The organism is Salinicola peritrichatus (genome assembly GCF_003206715.1).
Lineage (GTDB): Bacteria > Pseudomonadota > Gammaproteobacteria > Pseudomonadales > Halomonadaceae > Salinicola > Salinicola peritrichatus.
The window spans coordinates 1-18,419 of record NZ_PZJU01000040.1 but is presented as its reverse complement, the minus strand read 5'-3'; the positions used below and the strand labels follow the sequence as shown (position 1 = coordinate 18,419).

The window sequence follows — 18,419 nt, the reverse complement described above, 5'->3', positions numbered from 1 at the left end:
CGAAGTCGGGAGCTCTGCAACGGAATATTGCCTGCGTAAGTATTTCGACTTCATATACCCATAAATTTTTTGGCTTTATATTAACAGGTATAAAAGAATCTCTTAAAATATCATGCACTTTTCGCAAAGGTTCCCCACCTTCCCTAAAAATGGAAATCTTTTATCTGATACTCCTTGAACTCTGTTAACATCCATCTCCTTTAAAACATTTTTATTGTTAGCTAAAAACCTATCTTCAGCATCGTGCCCATCGAATTTAGTAATGAAGGCACTTGTGACATTTGGCAAAGATATAGACGTATTAATTCTATTTAGCTTTTGGTGAGGAAACATATAAATATTCTTATTTTCATCATGCGAATAATATGCACAACCTGCACTATGGAAAGGATAAAACCAATTATAATATTTAATGCTGTCATCTGAATAAGCAGACATTACTATCGTTTTCGGCATTGTGACGCTGAATGACTTAATCCCTTCCATTCTATGTGCGACTTTCCATAGTTCATTTATATAGCCTGAATAAATGCAATCATCATCATCTATTCTAAACTGTATAGGGTGTCCACCAATAAAATCTCTAATTTTCTCAAGCTCATAATTAACAACTTTACGTAAACTTCTTTCCTTTGATACAACAAGAGAAATATTGAAAGAAGACCCTGCTATCCTTGATAGCCTATCTATATACTTCTTTGGCATTTCTGGTGACGTCACAAGTATAAAAAAGAAATTTTTATTTGTCTGCGACAAAATCGATGGTAATAATAGATTCTCAAATAGTCTAAACCGAAGGTCAAGCCTATCCTCTCTATAGAGATTCTTACTCACCTCTTCAAACAATTCCTCTGGAAAATGTTTCTCTTGTCGTGCTTCTCTATAAATTGACCAGTCACTAACGCCAAGAAAAGAAAATCTACAAATCCCAACAATTCCTTTTGCTTGCATATTCCTGCTCTCATCCACTTAGATTAAAACTTAGATCAATAGAATAAATGCCAATAATCATCTGCCAAACCTATATAAAACTATTCAGAAACAAGCTGTAAAATAAAGCCTTATCTCTTTACATCAGCTTTTCAGATGTTTCTCCAGCTTTATTTCCACTATTAGTTATCTGGTTATCGACGTCCTGCTTTGAGCACTCCAAATCCAGAAATCCATCTACGCCACCCTCTAATGCATTGGTCGGATTCCAGCACTTTTTGTAAACGCTTAAAGTTTTGCTTATGCCGATAGTAACCATTCCCTTGACGTTTAGGATGCCAAAGATGAACCAAAGTACATCCTGCTTTCCGGGCTTGTTCTCCATACAAAGCAAAGTAAGCTCGGAATCCTCGATACTCTTTTATATTCCCGCTTCCCATATTTCGGGTATACTCAGGTGGGCGTGGCGCTATCGGAAAACGCGTACTTAAACGATGCAATAGTTCGAAATCCTCGGCGCCGTGCCCACGAAAGCCCTGATCGTGCCCCCCCATTCGCATCAAGTCTTTTCTATTTAGAACCATGCAGGAGCTACCCTGCACCAAAAAGTTCATCTGCTCATGAGGCCAATTGTCGTAATTACGAAAGCACCATGCTTCTTCATTACGTTCAAAAGCATTAAGAAAGTATTCTGTTCCTGGCTCATTAAGGAAAGTAACGGGAATACAAAAGAAGTTTTCTGGATGGTTCACTAAATCAATTTTTTGAATGTGCTTTAGAATACGTTCGTATGTAGTCGCTACCCCGATGAAATCGACGTCATGAAAAATTACGACCGGTGTACATGCATGCTTGGCTCCGTGATTACGAGCACGAGCCAATGAAAAACGGCGGCGTGATGTCCTTAAACGGCGCAGCTGCAACACCGGCCGGTACTTTTTCCACTCCGAATATCGTGAGCATAGATGACGATAGACCAAGCGTGAACTGCCGTCATCTACGATGACGACCTCATACGCTGCGGGTATCGTCGTCATCAAGCGTTCAAGGCGCTCGATCTCACGCTGCTCAGGTTCGACTGCTCGTATAGGAAGAATGATAGACGCAAGAGGCTGCTCAATCACGATGATCCTTGATGATCAAGATCAACATATTAATGATGAGGGTAATAAAAAGTGCGATAACTGCAAACACAGTAATGTCGTACAGACGTTCCGGTTTTTCCGGATATTGGGGTATAGTCGGTGATTGCAGAATTGAAACCTGCTTGAGCTTCCTAGCCGCTTCAATACGTGTGCTTTGCAGCGCTGACAATGCCCCGGAATAACTTTCCTGAGCGAACTGAGCTTGAAGCTGCAGCGTCTGGTATTCGGATGAGACAGCATTCAGGGCGTTGCCTGTTTGTCTTGCCACTCGGTCTCTCTCATGGGCGATCTGCTGATTCAGCGCATCGATTTCACTATTGACTCGCATCATCTCTGCGGAGCGAGAACTCTGGTAGCTCGAAAGCGCCGTCTTGCGCGCCTTCAAGATGGCCAACTGGCCTTCCAGGGTCGACACTACCGAGCTGATGCTTTCCACCGTTCCGGTCGGGGATACCAAACCGTTTTCGTTCTGGTAGTCGAGCAGCGCTTGTCGAGTCTGGTTGAAGTCTTTCTTGAGATCATTGACCTGCGTTTCCAAAAACCGCACCTGCTCTTCCGCCAGCCGACGCCCCATCTCATTCATATGACGCTCGCCTTCTGTCAAAAGCAGCTGGGCAATCTTGTGCGCTTCTTTGGGCGTATACGCCTCGACATCAATACGGAGTACACCAGCGTAGTCATCAAGCTCCACAGAAACGCGCTTCAGGTAATAATCATGTAGCTCCTCCAGCGGCACATCCGGATCGCTCAGGCGACTAAAAATATCTCCATTTTGCGAATAGTGCTGTCGGAAGTCGGCCTCTTTGACGAGAAGCTGAAGCATATCCATCGAAAGCAGATAATCGCGAAGAAGCAACATGTCTGCTGTGTTAGCGGAGCCACTCCCTGATAGGAGAGAACTAAAATTTATTTCCGGCGCAGAGATTTGAGGGCTTTCTAGTACAACGTTGGCATGGGAAACATAACGGTCACTAGCCCACATGGATAAGTAAAAGGATACTACAACAATCAAGACAAAGCAGATCGCCCAATGAGGGTATTTTTTAATAAAAGCTTTCATTCAAATATCCAGACAAATGGGTATGTTCGAAGCGGAGATTATGACAACTGAGTTGAAGCCTTGTGCTTCGGATCACCGTCTTTGCCTTCCAGCTTTTCGAGTTGTTCAATGACATTTTGGTGAACGGCCAATTTTTCTGTAAGAACCTTTACCTCCTGACTTACTTCATGGCTCTTACCTGGCTCAAGCTCTGACTTCTTTAGTTCGGCTATTTTCTCTGCGAGGTCCTTAGCTTCCTGCTTACTGAGGTCTAATGGTGACTGCGAAGTCTTTTTTGGGTTTGGGGACGCCTTCTTCGCAGCCTTGGGTTTTCCCTGACTGAGGTTGTATGCATCATGATAAGCCTTGATCGCATCATTTATGTCATCGTACCAAACGGCTTCACCCCTATCCAGAAAGATACCGGCCTGACACATATCCTTCAGTATACCTTCCCCGTGGGAAACCATAATTAGGCTAGCTTGGGAGACTCGATCAGCAAATGCCTTCTTGGCCTTGGCCTTGAAAGCACGGTCCCCTACGGCCGTAGCTTCATCAGAAAGGTAAACATCGAAGTCAAAGGCAAGAGAAAGTCCAAATTGTAGCCGGGCACGCATACCCGATGAATAGGTTTTGACCGGTTCATCGAACGCTTCGCCAATTTCGGCAAATTCCTCGACTTTTCGAATAATTTCGCTGGTGTCCTTTGCGTGATTATGAACACGGGCAACAAACTTGACGTTTTGTCGCCCGGTCATGGAACCCTGAAAACCTCCGCCAAGTCCGATCGGCCAGGAAACTTTACATTGACGACGAATCTCCCCTTTATCTGGAGTATCCATTCCACCTATCAACCGCAGCAATGTCGATTTACCGGCACCATTACGACCGATCAAGCCAACGCTGACATTGGTTGGAATCGTTAGGTTAATATCTTTAAGCACCCAGTCGCTACCATGATGATTATGATAGCGCTTATATAGATTACTGATCTTGATCATAACTCAAATAGCTGCCACTGAATTAATTAATGGCTCAACGAGCTTTAAGACGATCTTGGAAGCGAAGATGCAGCATTAACCCCAAGACCATCATGGTTAAAGCCCAGAACCACAAGTATGTCAAATCGATACCATCCAGCGAGTGATAGCCTTCGAAGAAATTGAGACGCAAACTTTCCAAACCGTGTACAATAGGATTTAAAAGGACGTATTGCTGATATTGATGAGGAATATAATTCAGTGGGAAAATTACGCCTGATACAATCAATAGAGGCATACTCAATAGTTTGACAACATTCCCAATCTCAGTAACCAAGGATGCAGCAGCCGAAACTAGTATGCCCGCTCCTAACCCCAACATCCAAAGTGAAAGCCAGTCAAAGAGGGCTTCTATCGGGCGATGAGGTAAAAGATCAAATTTCATTAAATTGCCTATCGCAATAAAAAGCAGAAAGACGAAAGATTTAAGCATGAACTCAAGAAAGCCACGCACTAAAACGGTGTCAACGGGCTTGACTTGACGGTAGGTGAATAGCCCAGAATTGGCATCCACCGCACCTAGTAGGCGCATCATATTCTCTCGGAACAGCGTAAACCCCATCATTCCGACAAGAATCCAAGGAATAAAATCCGCCCCAGCCACATGACGGCCACTCGATATAAGCCCTCGGATTCCAACCATGATGCCCACAACAGCCATAGGCTCGAAGATCATCCAGAACCAGGACATGCGATCGGCCATGGTCCGGGCCGTCATCTCGCGCATGAACATGGCATGCCAAACGTTCCAGGTCACAGGCCAAGTTTGGCGAAGTTCGGAAAGTAAAGAATTCGGTTGAGACATAGCATTATCGCTATCAAGAACGCATAGCGCTCAGTAAAAAGAACTGATCCGCACAGTCTGTCAGACTGTGCGGATAGTATCGATTAGTTAAAGATCCAGCGCGACCTTGGTCGCCACGGCCACCTGGTAAAGAATCTGCGTGATGCTGGTCGCCAGTTCGATGTTGCTGGTCGGCGCGGCCGGCAGCACCATGATTTCGTCGCCGGCGCGAATGTCGGTATCCCCGGCACGGACCACGGCACCGTTGCGGTGCACCACGAGTACCTGGTCTTCATCCGCGCGCGGCGTATAACCGCCAGCCTGCTGGATGTAGTCTTCCGCACTCATGCCCGGCGTGAAAACCATGGCCTGCGGGATGGTGATTTCCCCGCTCAGCAATACGGAATCCGTGCTTTCGGGAATGCTGATCACGTCGCCATCCTGCAGGCGGATATCGGCGATATCGCCGCCCCGCGCAACGACCAGCCGGCCGCTGGGCTCGACCTGGCGCGCCTTCTGCACGAAGCGTTCGATCAACTCCGCCTGGCGTACCTGAATCTCGCCCTCGCCCGTGGTACGGGCCGGGTAGCCGAGATAGGTCTGCTCCAGGCGATCCAGGCTTTCGTTGAGCGATTCCTGCTGCTGCTCCTTGACGCTTTCGCGGCGAATGGAAACATCCTGGTAGCTGGTCATGCTCTTGGGCACGCTTATCGCGTTCAAGAACTCGCCCAGGTGCGCATCGCGGGGCAGCACGTAACGCGAAGGCCCGTAGTAGCTGCCTTCGATCTGCACGACGATGCTTTCGGCACGCTGATCGGCGCTGAACAGCACTTCGTCGCCGCGTTCGATATTGGCGGTGCGGAATTCATTCAGCGTCAGGTAACGCGCGATGGGGCCGTCCGGCCGGTCACCACGCAGCAAGACGTGGGAAACCCCCGAGCGCAGGCGCGCCAGATTGGTCACGTCGCCGCCGGTCAGGGTTTCGCCCGCCAGTTCGTAGCGGAACGGGCGCTCGACATCGCCAACCACGGCCACGGCGGGGCCGCGTTCCTCGACCACGATGGTATCGCCATCGCGGAACTGCGGATGGGGCATGTTGCCGTCGATCAGGAAGTCATAGAGATCGACCGTATCGACGGTGCTGCCATTGCGCTTGATCACGATCTGGCGATAGCTGCCCAGGGTCTGGTCGATGCCACCGGCCTGGTCGAGGAAGTAAAGAAGGGAGTCGCTGGGGGTACCGGAATAGCGCCCCGGATTCTTGACGTAGCCGGTGACGAAAACACCGACGGGCTGCACGCCCTGCAGGTTGGTGTAGACCTGTACGTTTTCCGGGTAGACCGATTTGATGGCGGTCGTCACTCGTGAGTTCAACTCGCTGTTGGAGGTGCCCTGCACGTTCAGCGGCCCGATGCCGGGCAGGAAGATGTTGCCCTGGGAGTCGACGGTCAGCACGCGTTCCAGTTCGACCCCGCCCCACACCCGCAGGTTGACCTGATCGCCGGGCTTGATGGTGTAGGCGGGGTTGAGGCCATCCGCCATCACGCCACGGAAGCCGCCGGAGAAGAGATTGGCGCCGAACGGCGGCAGCGTGTTCGGGTCGACGGGCGGCTGGTCGGGATCGACGGGGCCGTAGTTGGAACTGTTCCAGTCGGCGCGGGGGGCGTCGTCGACGGCCTGCTGTTGCTGGCCGTTGGCGCCCTGCGCCTGCGAGGTCATGGACTGGGCCTGCTGGTCCTGGGGAAGGATATTGCTCCCCGAATCGAAGGATTGCGCGCTGGCCATACCGGCATTCAGGCACGCTACCGCCACCAGACACCCGGCCCGGAAAAACGATGCTGCATGTTTCATGCAAAACTTCCTGTTGTGTTCACGCGGCTTCAATGCCTGCCCCAACGATGATCGAAGATACATGTGAAGGCAGGCCGAAAGCATAGGATTTTTGTTACCGATTGCTGGGAGCGGCTAACGCCTGGGTCACCAGGCGCTGGGTGTACCAGGCATCTCCCACCAGGCATGCCAACTGTGCTTGTTGAGCGCTGGGAGGCGCTCCCTCGCGGGCCACGTCCAAGTGCGTACATAGCCGGCCACTCGCGGCGAAGTAGCGATCCTGTACGATCACAGAAACATTGGAGCCCCATGGGCTCTTAGGAAAGGTGGCAATGCTGCCAGGCGTGGCGTTATCGAGAAAAGCGGAAACCTGCTCGCCAGTGGGGGTGGCGCCATACATCGCAGATACATCAGTGCCGGAAGACTGTCCTCCATTGGAAGCACATCCCGTCATCAGGGCCATACATAAGCCTAGACTTGCAAGCCCCTTCGAAAGGCCAATTCCATTGACCCCCCTTTCATAAAAAATTGGCATGTCTTGCGCTCAACCTGTTAAGTCATTCTTACTGAACCGGCCGTTTGATAAACTCATGTAGACGGCCAACTGGGTGCTACCACCACGAAATGATACGTAAGGAGGATAAGGTACCAAACCCGTCCTGCGAAGCTAACCACAAATTTCGACAGGTAGCGGGCTCACGGATCAGCCGGACGCCATGAAGGCAGGATTGACGTGATCGCAGCAATTACTGCGGGTTTCAGGAGCAGTCATGACTTGCCGGCTTGCTTAACCGGTCTCCGCCAGGCCACCCCTGAGTGAAAGCGCTCAGTTCCCAGGCGTTGTCCTCAAGGTCGGAAGACGAGATGGAATAAACCGGGAGGAGCGGTATGAGGAGATTTCAAGGAGGGAATATCGTAAGACTTTGATTGCCAATAAGCACACTGTCTGGCAACTAGGGTCGGCATGCCGAGGCTCACTTCAATTCAAGGTGGTATTTCGGTGCCGCCTCGATATTACGAAGCCTTTCATTAGAAATTCTATCACGCCAAAAATGCTGGGCCCCCACAGGATTGCCAATGACTCTGGCTTTTTCTGCCGCCTTCTTAGCCATCGCTTTGGCGTCCTCAGGATTCTCCATCAGCAACTGTAAACAACACAGCCACGATTGAGGATCATCATCAGCTAATAAACCATCATGACCATGAGAAACGAGACTCCTGTAAGGTTCTCGATTGCTGTATATACCCACACCTCCCATTGCCGCGATATCAAAAAATTTTATGAAGGACTTTCCTCGATTGAAAGGTGTCTCCCAAAGAGGGACCAATCCTATTTGGATACGTCTCATGCGTTGATAATTAGAGAAGACGAGCCAATCCATAGGTTTGGGAGTGGACAACCGCTCGAGGCCTTTCAGCAACTTTGGCGTGTATCGACCCAGCATGATTTCAACATCTAACGATGGATATTTGTCATGCGCTGCCACGATAGCGGGCGCTATCTTGTTCAAATCCTCGAGATGGGCTCGAGTTCCGTGGAAACCCATGGTCCAGCGCTCATTCGAGAAGTGCCTTTGGTCTGGGCAAATAAACGAATAAGGTGGTGTAAGCAGTGATACATGAGCGTGCTGCTTCGCAAACAGCTTCCATAGTGATTCACTGGATACTACGACCTCGTCGGCAAGCGCCAGGATCCTTGGCTGATTGATCGTTGCGATCCTTGCCATTCGTTGCCGGTAGGGCTCAGGCAAATCCCTTTCTTCGCTGGCGGCTGCAATATCATCATCGATTAAATAATATAAAGCGCCCCATCGACCATGCGCTTCTAGGTAATCGATCCAGCGAATGGAAAGAGATCGACAGATCAGTATATTAGCGCCGACCAACCATTTATCCAGATAGGGCCAAAGCATTCGAGGTGACCAACGACTCGCATTGATGTGTCTGACACTATGCCCCTGAGCACGTAACCACGGAGCAACGCTAGACATAAAGTAAATGTCTTCTGTTGGCTGAGCATTATCGCTCAGCAATACCCATTGCTGTCCCACAACTCATTCCCTGCAATTTATTTAGAATTTATATTTTTCGCGCGAAGACGCGCCACCACTTTATTAAAAGCGGCCTATCATCAACCATCGATTTACTTCAATAATTCGTATCAACCAAGCAATAATGCATGCCTAGCGTAACGAGAAGTCTTCGTAGACAAGAGTTAAGTTAGGATTATAGGCGGGGTCGGAATCCAACTTGCTTCCCCAAGTTGTTCTCATATAAGTAACTTCGCGCTCGGCGCGTGCTCTTTTCTGAGGATTATCATCCGCGCCTCGCGAAACTGATTCATGATGATAAAGCTCGGCGTAGGGAGTCCAAAGATTACGATAACCGGCCTCACGCACTTTGAGACATAGGTCTACATCGTTATAAGCAACGCTAAGATGTTCTTCATTGAGCCCGTTCACTTCTTTAAATACTGACTTCCGCACCAGTAAGCATGCGGCCGTAACAGCAGATAGGTTCTGCACCAAGTTCAAACGGTGGCGATACCCGGAATGATTCCGAGGGAAGAAGCGGTGTGCATGGCCAGCGATACCGCCCACCCCCAGGATGACGCCACCGTGCTGAACGGTGCCATTCGGATAATACAGCTTGGCACCGACGCAACCGATTTCCGGACGACAGACCTGACGTACCATCTCGCTTAACCAGTCGTCGTTAATCGGTTCAATATCATTGTTGACCAGCCCGAGAATGCTTCCCCGAGCCTGTCGGGCACCGAAGTTGTTAATCGCCGAGTAGTTGAATGGCTGGTCCCAGCGCAGCACACTTACCCGCGGGTCATCCGCCACCTGAGCCATATAGGTCAATGTCTCAGGACAGCTCGACTGATTATCGAGGATCAGCAGCTCAAAGTTGGGGTAATCCGTACGCGCCAATATCGCATCAACACATGGGCGCAGGATCTCGACTCGATCTCGGGTGGGTATCAGCAGGCTCACCAGCGGAGTCGGTTCCGGCAGCGGCCACTGCACCCGATAGCTATTGCTCACTCTCTCAGGTATGACCTCAGCCCCAGGAGCAAAGACAGCTAAATGTTCACGCAAAGCGTGCTGCCCCACCTCGAGCGAACAATCCTGCTCTCCCTCGCGCCAGTGATAGAGCACAAACGGGATATGCCGAATTTGCCTAGCAGTCAAACCTTGTGTGAAACGCAACAGCAGATCGTAATCCTGACTACCCTCGAAGCCCTTACGGAAACCGCCGATACGGCGCAGACGCGACACGCGATAGACCGTCAAATGTGAGATGTAATTCTGGGTCAGCAGCAAATCCGGGTTCCATTGCGGCTTGAAATGCGGATCATAGCGCCGATTCTCGCTGTTGAGCCGATCTTCATCACTGTAGAGCATCTCGGCTTCCGGGTGACGGCCCAAGGTTTCGACGACATGGTAGAGTGCATTAGGGGCCAACTGATCGCCAGGGCTCAACAGCGCTATATAATCGCCATTCGCCATTGCCAACGCAGTGTTGCCGGCCATAGCCCGCCCTTGCGGCTCGCAACTAGCGATCTGTATGCGCTCGTCCCTTGTAGCCAAGCGCTCAACGACAGCATGGATTTCCCGGCTGCCAGAGGCATCTGCAATGCATAGCTGCCAGTTTTGGTAGCGTTGCTCTCTTACCGACTCGACACAAGCTGTCAGCCACTCAGAAGACGCGACATGTATAGGCAACAGAACGGAAATCAGCGGTTGCTGGCTTAGTTGTGCCAGGTGTGCCACCACTTGTCGGGCACTAGGCTCGCGCAGTGGCTCCACATGTTCCAGCCAATAATGGTAGTTGCTCTCCGGCGCACAGTGCATGAAGGTTTCTTCATAGTGCGCGATGGCCAGCTTCTTCCAGCTCAAGCCATTCTCACATGCCTCACGCTTGAGCGACTGGATGATTACGCGCGAAGAAAGATCGCGATATTGTGGATGAGCACTGCATAATCTTCGCGACATGCGATCATAGGCGAAGCGCGGCCTCAACCACACCAGGCGCAGATGAGTAATGGCAAAGCAACCTTCGGACTCCAATGGATCCAGGCGAATTGCCCTGGTACCGTAAGGTATAAAGCAGATGCGCTTAGTCATTTTTCCCCGGCGCAGCGGCATGAAAACGCTCTGCTCGTCATGAAATCCCTTGCCCGTATCGAAATAGACCCGCACCGCGGCACGTGGCTGGTCGTGCTCCATAATGAATTCGAACATGTTCCAACCAGTCAGTGGCCTTGGCCCTAACAGTAAAAACTGAGGATCGTCACTAGTCGAGCGCCATTGGAAGTTTGTGCTGCTCTTATCGACTTCACTCGTCGCAGCTGGATCCGCTGTGGCCAGACATTCAATGTCATTCCATGGCATCAGCTTGGGGGTACATAACAAACTCGGGTAACGCAAACGGCGTCGAGCAAGCCGCCGTGCTGACAGTCGTTTATTCATTAAACTTTTACTTGATCAATTCGTATGGCAGCAGGTCTGATTGGGAAAGCACTTCTCGAATAAAACGATCTCGCGTTTCATTCAGTGGGTTTGACCACCCGGACGCTGCCAAGCAATTGGCCCGTAGCGGATACGCGACACGCCACCCAATCACCTTCACGAGCCTTCAGCCCCAAGTGGAAGCCGACATGACCACCACGGGGAGGATTCAGGCGCAATAGACCATGGCGCAAATTCACGGCGCGAGTATTACCAATGTCCTTGCCATTGAGACTGACCGTGATTTCCACCGGCTCGTCCGTCGTCTCCCACCAGGCGAAGCCGGCCACCTGCCCGGGCCGGCACTGCTGTATCACGCCATGAACATAAGGCAGGCCCTGACCGCGCACTTCCTGACGTTTCGCGAATAGCTCTAGGCAATGCCGATACATTTCCAGGTCGCGTCGATTGAGCTGGCTCAATTCTGTCGCTTGAGCCTCGGTCATCTCGTGGTGTTCTTCGAGCTGTCGTCGGCCCAAATTTTGGCTCAGAAGAGGAATCTCTGTTCCGTAACGCCAGTTCAGCAAAGACAGACTTTCTGCATAGTGCTCAGTGATACCAATGAAACCAAGGGCTTCGGGCGGATTATTGGCCAGCATCTTGCTTTGACGATTGACAAATCGCGGCATGCGATAAAATGCTTCGAAACTGCCGGTGAAGCCGTAGTGCCTCACGAAGTGCTTATACTCGGAAGCGATGCGCTGTAGCGGCTCGCGAACGAAGGTCATGCTTTGGCGTAAACCCAGCCCAGCAACATACTTTCCCAAAGGAACATGCCCACTCAGCATGGCATGGTCATTTTCTTTTAAAGCTTGGAAAAAAGCCCAACTATCAGGCGTTTTATAGATATGACGATGGACAGCAGGCGATGTCTCGGGAACTTGGATACCGTAGTCGTAACAAATCCTCGATTCTCCGAAATGGCTTTCCGCGCCCTTGCGAAAACTGGTGCCAGCGGTCTTGGGGATATGAATAAAAAAAAGTGGGGAACCATCCTGCATATTGATACACATCCTGCGGGGCTGAGTCGGCATCAGGCAATACGCTAAAGGCACATGGCATAGCGTACGCCATTCAGGATGCGTCCGAATGGCTTTCCAGCCGACATTTATATTCGTTCGCCTTTTTTCTGATAAACGGGCCGTTGGGCCGGATGATGCTGGCCAACGTCATCAGCTCATACGCCTTGGGTAACTCCGCTTCTTCCAACAGGCGCGCAGAATCGCGCAGGGTATTGGCGTAACAATCGTACTGGCGCATGTCGAGAGCGGCCTGCCCGTCCGATGCGATCAGCATCAGCAGGCTTTCCAGCAGTGTTTCCTGCGTCGGGTTCAACAGGCGGTGATCGTTGTCCTCGAACTCGGTCGAGAACAGAGCCTCCTGCTCGGGAAACCACGTCTTGCGCACAGCCTCGTTGCTGGCATCGAACTGATGCTGAATGTCTGCGGCCTGCGCCGGTGGCAACTGCTCGCCCTTGCCGGCAAAAGCATGCGCCAACTGCAGACGCATATTCACCAAACGCAGTCGGCTCTGATCATTAGGATCATCGCTCGCCGCCTTGATCTGCCGGTTCAATTGGCGCAACAGCATCTGGCCCAGGTGATTCAGGGATTCGTTACATGTCCTGACCGGTCGATAATTCTCCAGCGAGCCGACATCGATCCCCAGCAATGCCAGGAAGTCGTCGACGACGCTGCCACCTCGAAGGCTTTTACGGTCGGCCTGGCGGACGATCAATGCTTCCGGCGAGAAAACTTCCCCCCAAAGACTCAGCAGTTTTTCGTAGTTGTAATAGTGGTTATCCGGACGGCAGACACGCCGCACGGTATCCCCAAGGGCATGCGTGCCGCCACTTTTCAATTCGGTGGAGTAAAATGACGTGGCCACATCCACCTGGCGTCGTAAATAGCACACCACTCGGAACTCATCGGTATAGGGTGCCAGCCACTCCCGCACGCGGGCTACGGCTTCAGCATCGCGCAGCCGGGAATGAAAGTGTTCGCTAGAGATCACAACGGTATGTATAGGGTCGGGCAGCGCAGCTATTGCCTGTGACAACACTTCCCCAAATTGCTGCCGAAAAGCCTGACGCTGCTCAGGCGTATCGATACCTTCGCTTCGCAGGTAATCGTCATTGGCCGTGTCATTCAAGCAGGCTGAGGGAAAGGCACGGCTTTCCGTACGCCCCGGTGTGGTCAGGTAATGAACACCTTGCGCCGAGAGCAGATCACGATTGACCTGCAACGCATGCTGCAGCGTCGTGGTCCCGGTTTTTTCCGTGCCGATGTGAAGAATAATTCGAAGTCGTCCGGCCATAAATCTCACAATGTCTTAAAAGTGGGTGTCCCTTCCTGACTCACAGCCGGGGGTTCCGACAATCCAAAACTAGCGTTGAATCAATTGTTCCCGCAACGCATCATCTCCGCACTGTTGGGAGCGCGTCAAACCTGAGCGTCCAGCCTTGCCAAGACTCTCTCCACCAGCGCGCTTGCTCGCTCTTCGCTCTGAGACTCTACATAACAACGCAATTCCGGGGCATTGCCGGAGGGGCGCAAGTGGACGATTTCACGGTTTTCCAGGGTGACGCGCAACCCATCGATGCTATTCGCGTCAATGACAGGGAATTCCAAACCCAAAGCCTGGCGCATCGCCGGCAGGTCGTTGCGCCAGTTAGCCAGTAGCGCGAGGCTCCGCTCAGTGGGAAATTCCTTGAGACGGTCGCTGGCGGTATAACGTGCCGGCAATGCTTCAGCCAGCGCAGATAATGGCGCCTGACGACACGCAGCCGCCACCATCAGGGTCAGTGCCGGCAGCAAAGCATCGCGGGTCGGCAGCGCCTCGAGGCGCCGATCGCCTTCCTCGATGGCACAGCCCAACAGGAAGCCTCCATTGGCCTCGAAACCGGCCACTCGAGCATATTTCTCGGTCAACTCCTCCATACCCGCCAATACATAGGGCGAGCCGATACGGGTACGCTGCACCATCTGGAAGGCACCGCAATCCTCAATGCCGCTGTTGCAGCTCACCGGTACGGCCAAGGCCTGAATACCCAGTTCGCGGGCGCAAAGTAACCCGACGATATCGCCGCGCAACCACTCACCGCGTTCATCAGCCAGCAACGGGCGGTCGCCGTCACCATCGGTGGTCAGCAGTGCGTCCAGGCGGTATTCCGCCGCCCAGTGGCGGGCCTGACCCCGGTCTGCCTCGCTGACGGCTTCGGTATCCACCGGCACGAACCGTTCGCTGCGGCCTAGAATGACGACTTCGGCCCCCAGCGCCTCCAGCACCTGTACGTTAAGGTCACGCCCCGCCGCCGAGTGCTGATACAGCCCCACACGCTTGCCGACCAATGGCCGGCCCGAGAACCATTCAGTATAGCGGGCAATATAGCGCCGACGGGCGGCATCGCTTTCCGGTTCGCGGGCGATGGCACCAAGCAATGGCAACTCGACCGTGACGCTGAGAATGGCCTGCTCATCGGCCTTGGTTATCTCGCCTTCCGGCCGGTAGAACTTGATGCCGTTACGGTCGAACGGAATATGGCTGCCGGTGATCATGATCGCCGGCACGCCACCGGCCATGGCCTGCAGCGCCAGCGCCGGCGTGGGCAAAACGCCGTAATCCACGAGCTCGATACCCATTGCCTTGGCTGCCGTAGTACATGCCGACGCCATACCGGGGCTGCTAGGGCGGCGATCCATGCCGAGTACCACCTGGGTCACTTCCCCCTGCTCGCGCATCACCGTCAGAAACGCCATGGTGAAGGCCGCGCAGACTTCATCGGTGAATTGCTCCACTAGACCACGGGCGCCACTGGTGCCGAAGGCAACCCCAGACTCTCTTAGCACTTGAAAAACTGGCTTCCCAATAGCCATTAAAGACACCTATCAAAAATGATATGAAATCAATTTTTACCAAACAGATCTCGTGTATAAACCTTGCCCTTGATATCTAAAATTTCTTCTGTCAATCGATTGGCAATGACGATATCACTTCTAGCTTTGAATTCTTCCAGATCACGCAGAACGGAAGAATTGAAAAATTCATCAGCCTCCAGAACCGGCTCATAAACAATAACTTCCACGCCCTTGGCCTTGATGCGTTTCATCACACCCTGCATGGCGCTGGCGCGGAAATTGTCCGAGCCACTCTTCATGATCAGACGATACACGCCGACCACCTCGGGATTGCGCTTGAGCACCGATTCCGCAATGAAATCCTTGCGGGTGCGGTTGGCATCCACGATGGCTTGGATCATGTTGTTGGGAACTTCATGATAATTGGCCAGCAGCTGCTTGGTATCCTTGGGCAGGCAGTAGCCGCCATAACCGAATGACGGATTGCTGTAGTGGTCGCCAATGCGTGGGTCGAGCCCCACCCCTTCGATGATCTGCTGCGTATTCAGCCCATGGGTTTCAGCGTAGGTATCCAGCTCGTTGAAGTAGGCGACACGCATCGCCAGATAAGTGTTGGCAAACAGCTTGATGGCTTCCGCTTCGGTACTCTCGGTAAATAGGACCGGAACGTCCTCCTTGACGGCGCCCTCTTTCAGCAATTGGGCGAAGGCTTCTGCCCGCTCGGAGCGCTCGCCGACAATGATGCGTGATGGGTGGAGATTGTCATACAGAGCCTTGCCTTCACGCAGAAACTCCGGCGAGAACAATAGATTCTCGGTCTCGAAGCGTTGGCGAGCCTCCGCGGTATAACCGACCGGCACGGTCGATTTGATGACCATGACCGCCTCTGGGTTGTTGGCCAACACGTCCTGAATCACCGACTCGACCGAACGCGTATTGAAGAAGTTGGTGACCGGATCGTAATCCGTGGGCGTGGCGATGATGACGAACTCCGCGCCACGGTACGCCTCTTCCTTGTCCAGCGTGGCGCGCAGATTCAGCGGCCTGTGCTGAAGAAAGTCCTCCAGTTCCAAATCCGCTATGGGCGATTCACGTCGGTTAATGGCTTCGACCTTTTCAGGAACGATATCCAGTGCAACAACTTCATTATGCTGAGCCAGCAGCACGGCATTGGAAAGGCCGACATAGCCCATCCCTGCAATAGCAACTTTCATAGGCAACTCATTTAATACAACCAGAATCTCGCATCAATCTCTCGCCATCACTAGAAAAAAGGGTTTTCTATAACATAAAAAGTCATCATGGGACAAAATTCACGTAACTATTCACGCAAGTTGACGAGAAACGAAAAAAATCAACCACTAACAGTTTTTTTATATCTTTGGAAAATCATTCGATATATTTCTCTCTCATTCTCTTCGTCAAAGAACATTTCCATGTACCGCTTACCATTTTCAGCAATCTGCCTGCAGTGACTGTCATTGTTCAGGCACCACTCATAAACCTCATCCAAGTTATCCAAGGAATCATTGAGCGGCACATAATGGACGTATGGGATCAGCTGAGACTCCAGCAACCAACTTTCTTTTGTTGGAATTGGCATTACAGGGACAGAGCTAGATGCAAGTATCCATTTTAAATTTGTGGCTACGTCATTACCCTCTAAACTAACAATGAACTTGCTTTTTAGCTGTCCGTTCCTGTCAAGAAACCCTTTAACATAAGGTTCAAGTATACTATCACCTTGAGCCCCCAGCTTAGAAAAGCCAACATCATATCGGTCAAAATACGCCTTCACAAAACGAAAACGCAAGTTATTTCCCCAATTGCAAGAAAACTCGCTCTTAATTCCCGTTGGCACCCCTCGCCAAACAACTTCATTATTTTTTTCTTTCCATGACATCCGATCAAAACCAAAACTAAACCCCCAGTGCCTTTTCTTATTCATATTCAACAGCACACCTTTTCCATTGATGCGCCTAGCCTTCTTGAAAACCAATCCTCTCCTGAACTTTTCGGGCAGCTCTTTATCGCCAAACTGCACAGGGAGAAAATCATTACAACCAACTGACTCTAAAAAATCACATAAGTCTTCCGAATAATTGACAGCCAGCTGCCTTTCTTCATCTATACCAAGAAGGGAATTCCCACCATCGAACACAAAAGGCCTATCAGCTACAAAACCCAAACCAACCTCAGGATCCCTTTCAGAAAGGTTTACGCCAAAATCAAAATAAAGAGAAACCCTTTTTTCATTTGACAGGTAGTATGGCCTATCTGCCTTATATGAAGGTTTTAAAAGATCTCTCTCATATTTCTTAACCTTACTTCTTATTAGGCTCCCATTGGGCCTTAAAAAATTTGCGACCCGCATCAAACGCAAGGCCTTACCAACATCTCCGCTGGCCTCAAAATGCAATGCATGATCTCTAATAGAATCTATAAAAACTGGAGGAATACCAGCCAACTTGGCTCTATCGAGCTTTACATACTCATCAACGTATGACTCAAAAAAATTAACAACATCCCAATTGACAGTCTCTTGTTGATCGAACTTTTCATAGCTGATTTCGAAAAGTTTCTCGCGCTCAGGGAACCAACGTTGGCGGACCTTCTCATTTATCTCGTCGAACTGCGCCTGAATAGGATATGCCTGCACAGCCATTGGCTTTTGACCTGAGCCAGAAAATAAACGACTAATAATCTGAACCAACGCAATCCGGGCCGAATTCAAACCCACTCCATTAATGAAAATATCAAAATTTTTATTAATCACCTTTAGTAATTCTTGCCCTGTCGGGGTGACAGACTCATTGGCTGACTCAATATCCTCTAGTGAGAAACCATCAAGGCCAACGGCTTGGCAAAAATCTGCAACCACGTCTCCATCGACTAATTCTTTCTTATCGAAAACACGTACACTAAAGTTGCTTGATGGAAAGCTTTCCTCCCATCCAGATAAATAGTTCCAGTAGTCATAGTAATAGTTATCAGGCTTACACTGCACCAAGTATTCAGTGAGTGAGCCATAACCTTGGGTCTTAAGATAAGTTGAGTAATGAGAAATCGCCACGTCTATCTGCGGGCGAACATAACTTAGCAGCCCAACGTCGTCAAAGTGACGAAAGAGAAAGTTTTTTAGCTTATCTCTTTGCTGTTCATTCCTTACTCTAGAGTGAAAATGTTCACTAGAAAATATTATAGTGTGTACATTACTAGGCAGCGCCCTAATCTCTCTTTCAACATCTATCTCTAATTTTTTTGTAACTATTCAGGT

Annotated in this window: 14 protein-coding genes; all 14 read right to left on the bottom strand. The window is 50.8% G+C overall.

Translation table 11 applies throughout. The annotated features are described in order from the left end of the window. Window positions 1-102 precede the first annotated feature (102 nt). On the bottom strand, window positions 103-951 hold the full coding sequence (locus DOM57_RS14470) for a glycosyltransferase (RefSeq protein ID WP_110649908.1): 849 nt from the start codon (window positions 949-951) through the stop codon (window positions 103-105). A 173-nt stretch (window positions 952-1,124) separates the two neighbouring features. Next, window positions 1,125-2,054 carry a glycosyltransferase gene (locus DOM57_RS14465; RefSeq protein WP_162619554.1) on the bottom strand — a complete coding sequence of 310 codons (930 nt, stop codon included), beginning with the start codon at window positions 2,052-2,054 and terminating at the stop codon, window positions 1,125-1,127. Further along, on the bottom strand, window positions 2,047-3,135 hold the full coding sequence (locus tag DOM57_RS14460) for a KpsE/RkpR family capsule polysaccharide export protein (RefSeq protein ID WP_110649906.1): 1,089 nt from the start codon (window positions 3,133-3,135) through the stop codon (window positions 2,047-2,049). Before DOM57_RS14460 ends, DOM57_RS14465 begins: the two co-directional genes overlap by 8 nt. Window positions 3,136-3,173: 38 nt before the next feature. Next, window positions 3,174-4,115, bottom strand: coding sequence for an ABC transporter ATP-binding protein (locus DOM57_RS14455; protein ID WP_110649905.1), 942 nt, complete (start codon window positions 4,113-4,115; stop codon window positions 3,174-3,176). A 34-nt stretch (window positions 4,116-4,149) separates the two neighbouring features. Beyond that, window positions 4,150-4,959 (bottom strand): ABC transporter permease, encoded by an 810-nt coding sequence (locus DOM57_RS14450; protein ID WP_204352980.1) that lies wholly within the window; start codon window positions 4,957-4,959, stop codon window positions 4,150-4,152. Between the two features lie 87 nt (window positions 4,960-5,046). Next, on the bottom strand, window positions 5,047-6,789 hold the full coding sequence (locus DOM57_RS14445) for a polysaccharide biosynthesis/export family protein (protein WP_110649903.1): 1,743 nt from the start codon (window positions 6,787-6,789) through the stop codon (window positions 5,047-5,049). Between the two features lie 94 nt (window positions 6,790-6,883). Further along, window positions 6,884-7,168 (bottom strand): DVU3141 family protein, encoded by a 285-nt coding sequence (locus DOM57_RS14440; protein WP_239496244.1) that lies wholly within the window; start codon window positions 7,166-7,168, stop codon window positions 6,884-6,886. A 574-nt stretch (window positions 7,169-7,742) separates the two neighbouring features. After that, window positions 7,743-8,819 (bottom strand): glycosyltransferase family protein, encoded by a 1,077-nt coding sequence (locus DOM57_RS14435; protein ID WP_239496243.1) that lies wholly within the window; start codon window positions 8,817-8,819, stop codon window positions 7,743-7,745. A gap of 132 nt (window positions 8,820-8,951) precedes the next feature. Next, window positions 8,952-11,018 (bottom strand): glycosyltransferase family 2 protein, encoded by a 2,067-nt coding sequence (locus tag DOM57_RS14430; RefSeq protein ID WP_162619552.1) that lies wholly within the window; start codon window positions 11,016-11,018, stop codon window positions 8,952-8,954. 305 nt (window positions 11,019-11,323) lie between these two features. Continuing rightward, window positions 11,324-12,286, bottom strand: coding sequence for a sulfotransferase family 2 domain-containing protein (locus tag DOM57_RS14425; protein WP_162619551.1), 963 nt, complete (start codon window positions 12,284-12,286; stop codon window positions 11,324-11,326). 73 nt (window positions 12,287-12,359) lie between these two features. Beyond that, entirely contained in the window at window positions 12,360-13,601 is a 1,242-nt protein-coding gene (locus tag DOM57_RS14420; RefSeq protein ID WP_110649899.1) for a hypothetical protein, read from the bottom strand. A gap of 125 nt (window positions 13,602-13,726) precedes the next feature. After that, window positions 13,727-15,133 carry a phosphomannomutase gene (locus DOM57_RS14415; protein ID WP_239496242.1) on the bottom strand — a complete coding sequence of 469 codons (1,407 nt, stop codon included), beginning with the start codon at window positions 15,131-15,133 and terminating at the stop codon, window positions 13,727-13,729. Between the two features lie 56 nt (window positions 15,134-15,189). Then, window positions 15,190-16,356 (bottom strand): nucleotide sugar dehydrogenase, encoded by a 1,167-nt coding sequence (locus DOM57_RS14410; protein ID WP_110649897.1) that lies wholly within the window; start codon window positions 16,354-16,356, stop codon window positions 15,190-15,192. A gap of 140 nt (window positions 16,357-16,496) precedes the next feature. Further along, window positions 16,497-18,215 carry a glycosyl transferase family 90 gene (locus DOM57_RS14405; protein WP_162619550.1) on the bottom strand — a complete coding sequence of 573 codons (1,719 nt, stop codon included), beginning with the start codon at window positions 18,213-18,215 and terminating at the stop codon, window positions 16,497-16,499. Between the last annotated feature and the right edge of the window lie 204 nt (window positions 18,216-18,419).

What these genes read in the sequence shown, in the direction of transcription:
- DOM57_RS14455 (WP_110649905.1), bottom strand. Translation starts at nt 4,115, where the DNA reads ATGATCAAGATCAGTAATCTATATAAGCGCTATCATAATCATCATGGT.
- DOM57_RS14420 (WP_110649899.1), bottom strand. Translation starts at nt 13,601, where the DNA reads ATGGCCGGACGACTTCGAATTATTCTTCACATCGGCACGGAAAAAACC.
- DOM57_RS14425 (WP_162619551.1), bottom strand. Translation starts at nt 12,286, where the DNA reads ATGCAGGATGGTTCCCCACTTTTTTTTATTCATATCCCCAAGACCGCT.
- DOM57_RS14460 (WP_110649906.1), bottom strand. Translation starts at nt 3,135, where the DNA reads ATGAAAGCTTTTATTAAAAAATACCCTCATTGGGCGATCTGCTTTGTC.
- DOM57_RS14450 (WP_204352980.1), bottom strand. Translation starts at nt 4,959, where the DNA reads ATGTCTCAACCGAATTCTTTACTTTCCGAACTTCGCCAAACTTGGCCT.
- DOM57_RS14445 (WP_110649903.1), bottom strand. Translation starts at nt 6,789, where the DNA reads ATGAAACATGCAGCATCGTTTTTCCGGGCCGGGTGTCTGGTGGCGGTA.
- DOM57_RS14430 (WP_162619552.1), bottom strand. Translation starts at nt 11,018, where the DNA reads ATGTTCGAATTCATTATGGAGCACGACCAGCCACGTGCCGCGGTGCGG.
- DOM57_RS14470 (WP_110649908.1), bottom strand. Translation starts at nt 951, where the DNA reads ATGCAAGCAAAAGGAATTGTTGGGATTTGTAGATTTTCTTTTCTTGGC.
- DOM57_RS14440 (WP_239496244.1), bottom strand. Translation starts at nt 7,168, where the DNA reads ATGTATGGCGCCACCCCCACTGGCGAGCAGGTTTCCGCTTTTCTCGAT.
- DOM57_RS14410 (WP_110649897.1), bottom strand. Translation starts at nt 16,356, where the DNA reads ATGAAAGTTGCTATTGCAGGGATGGGCTATGTCGGCCTTTCCAATGCC.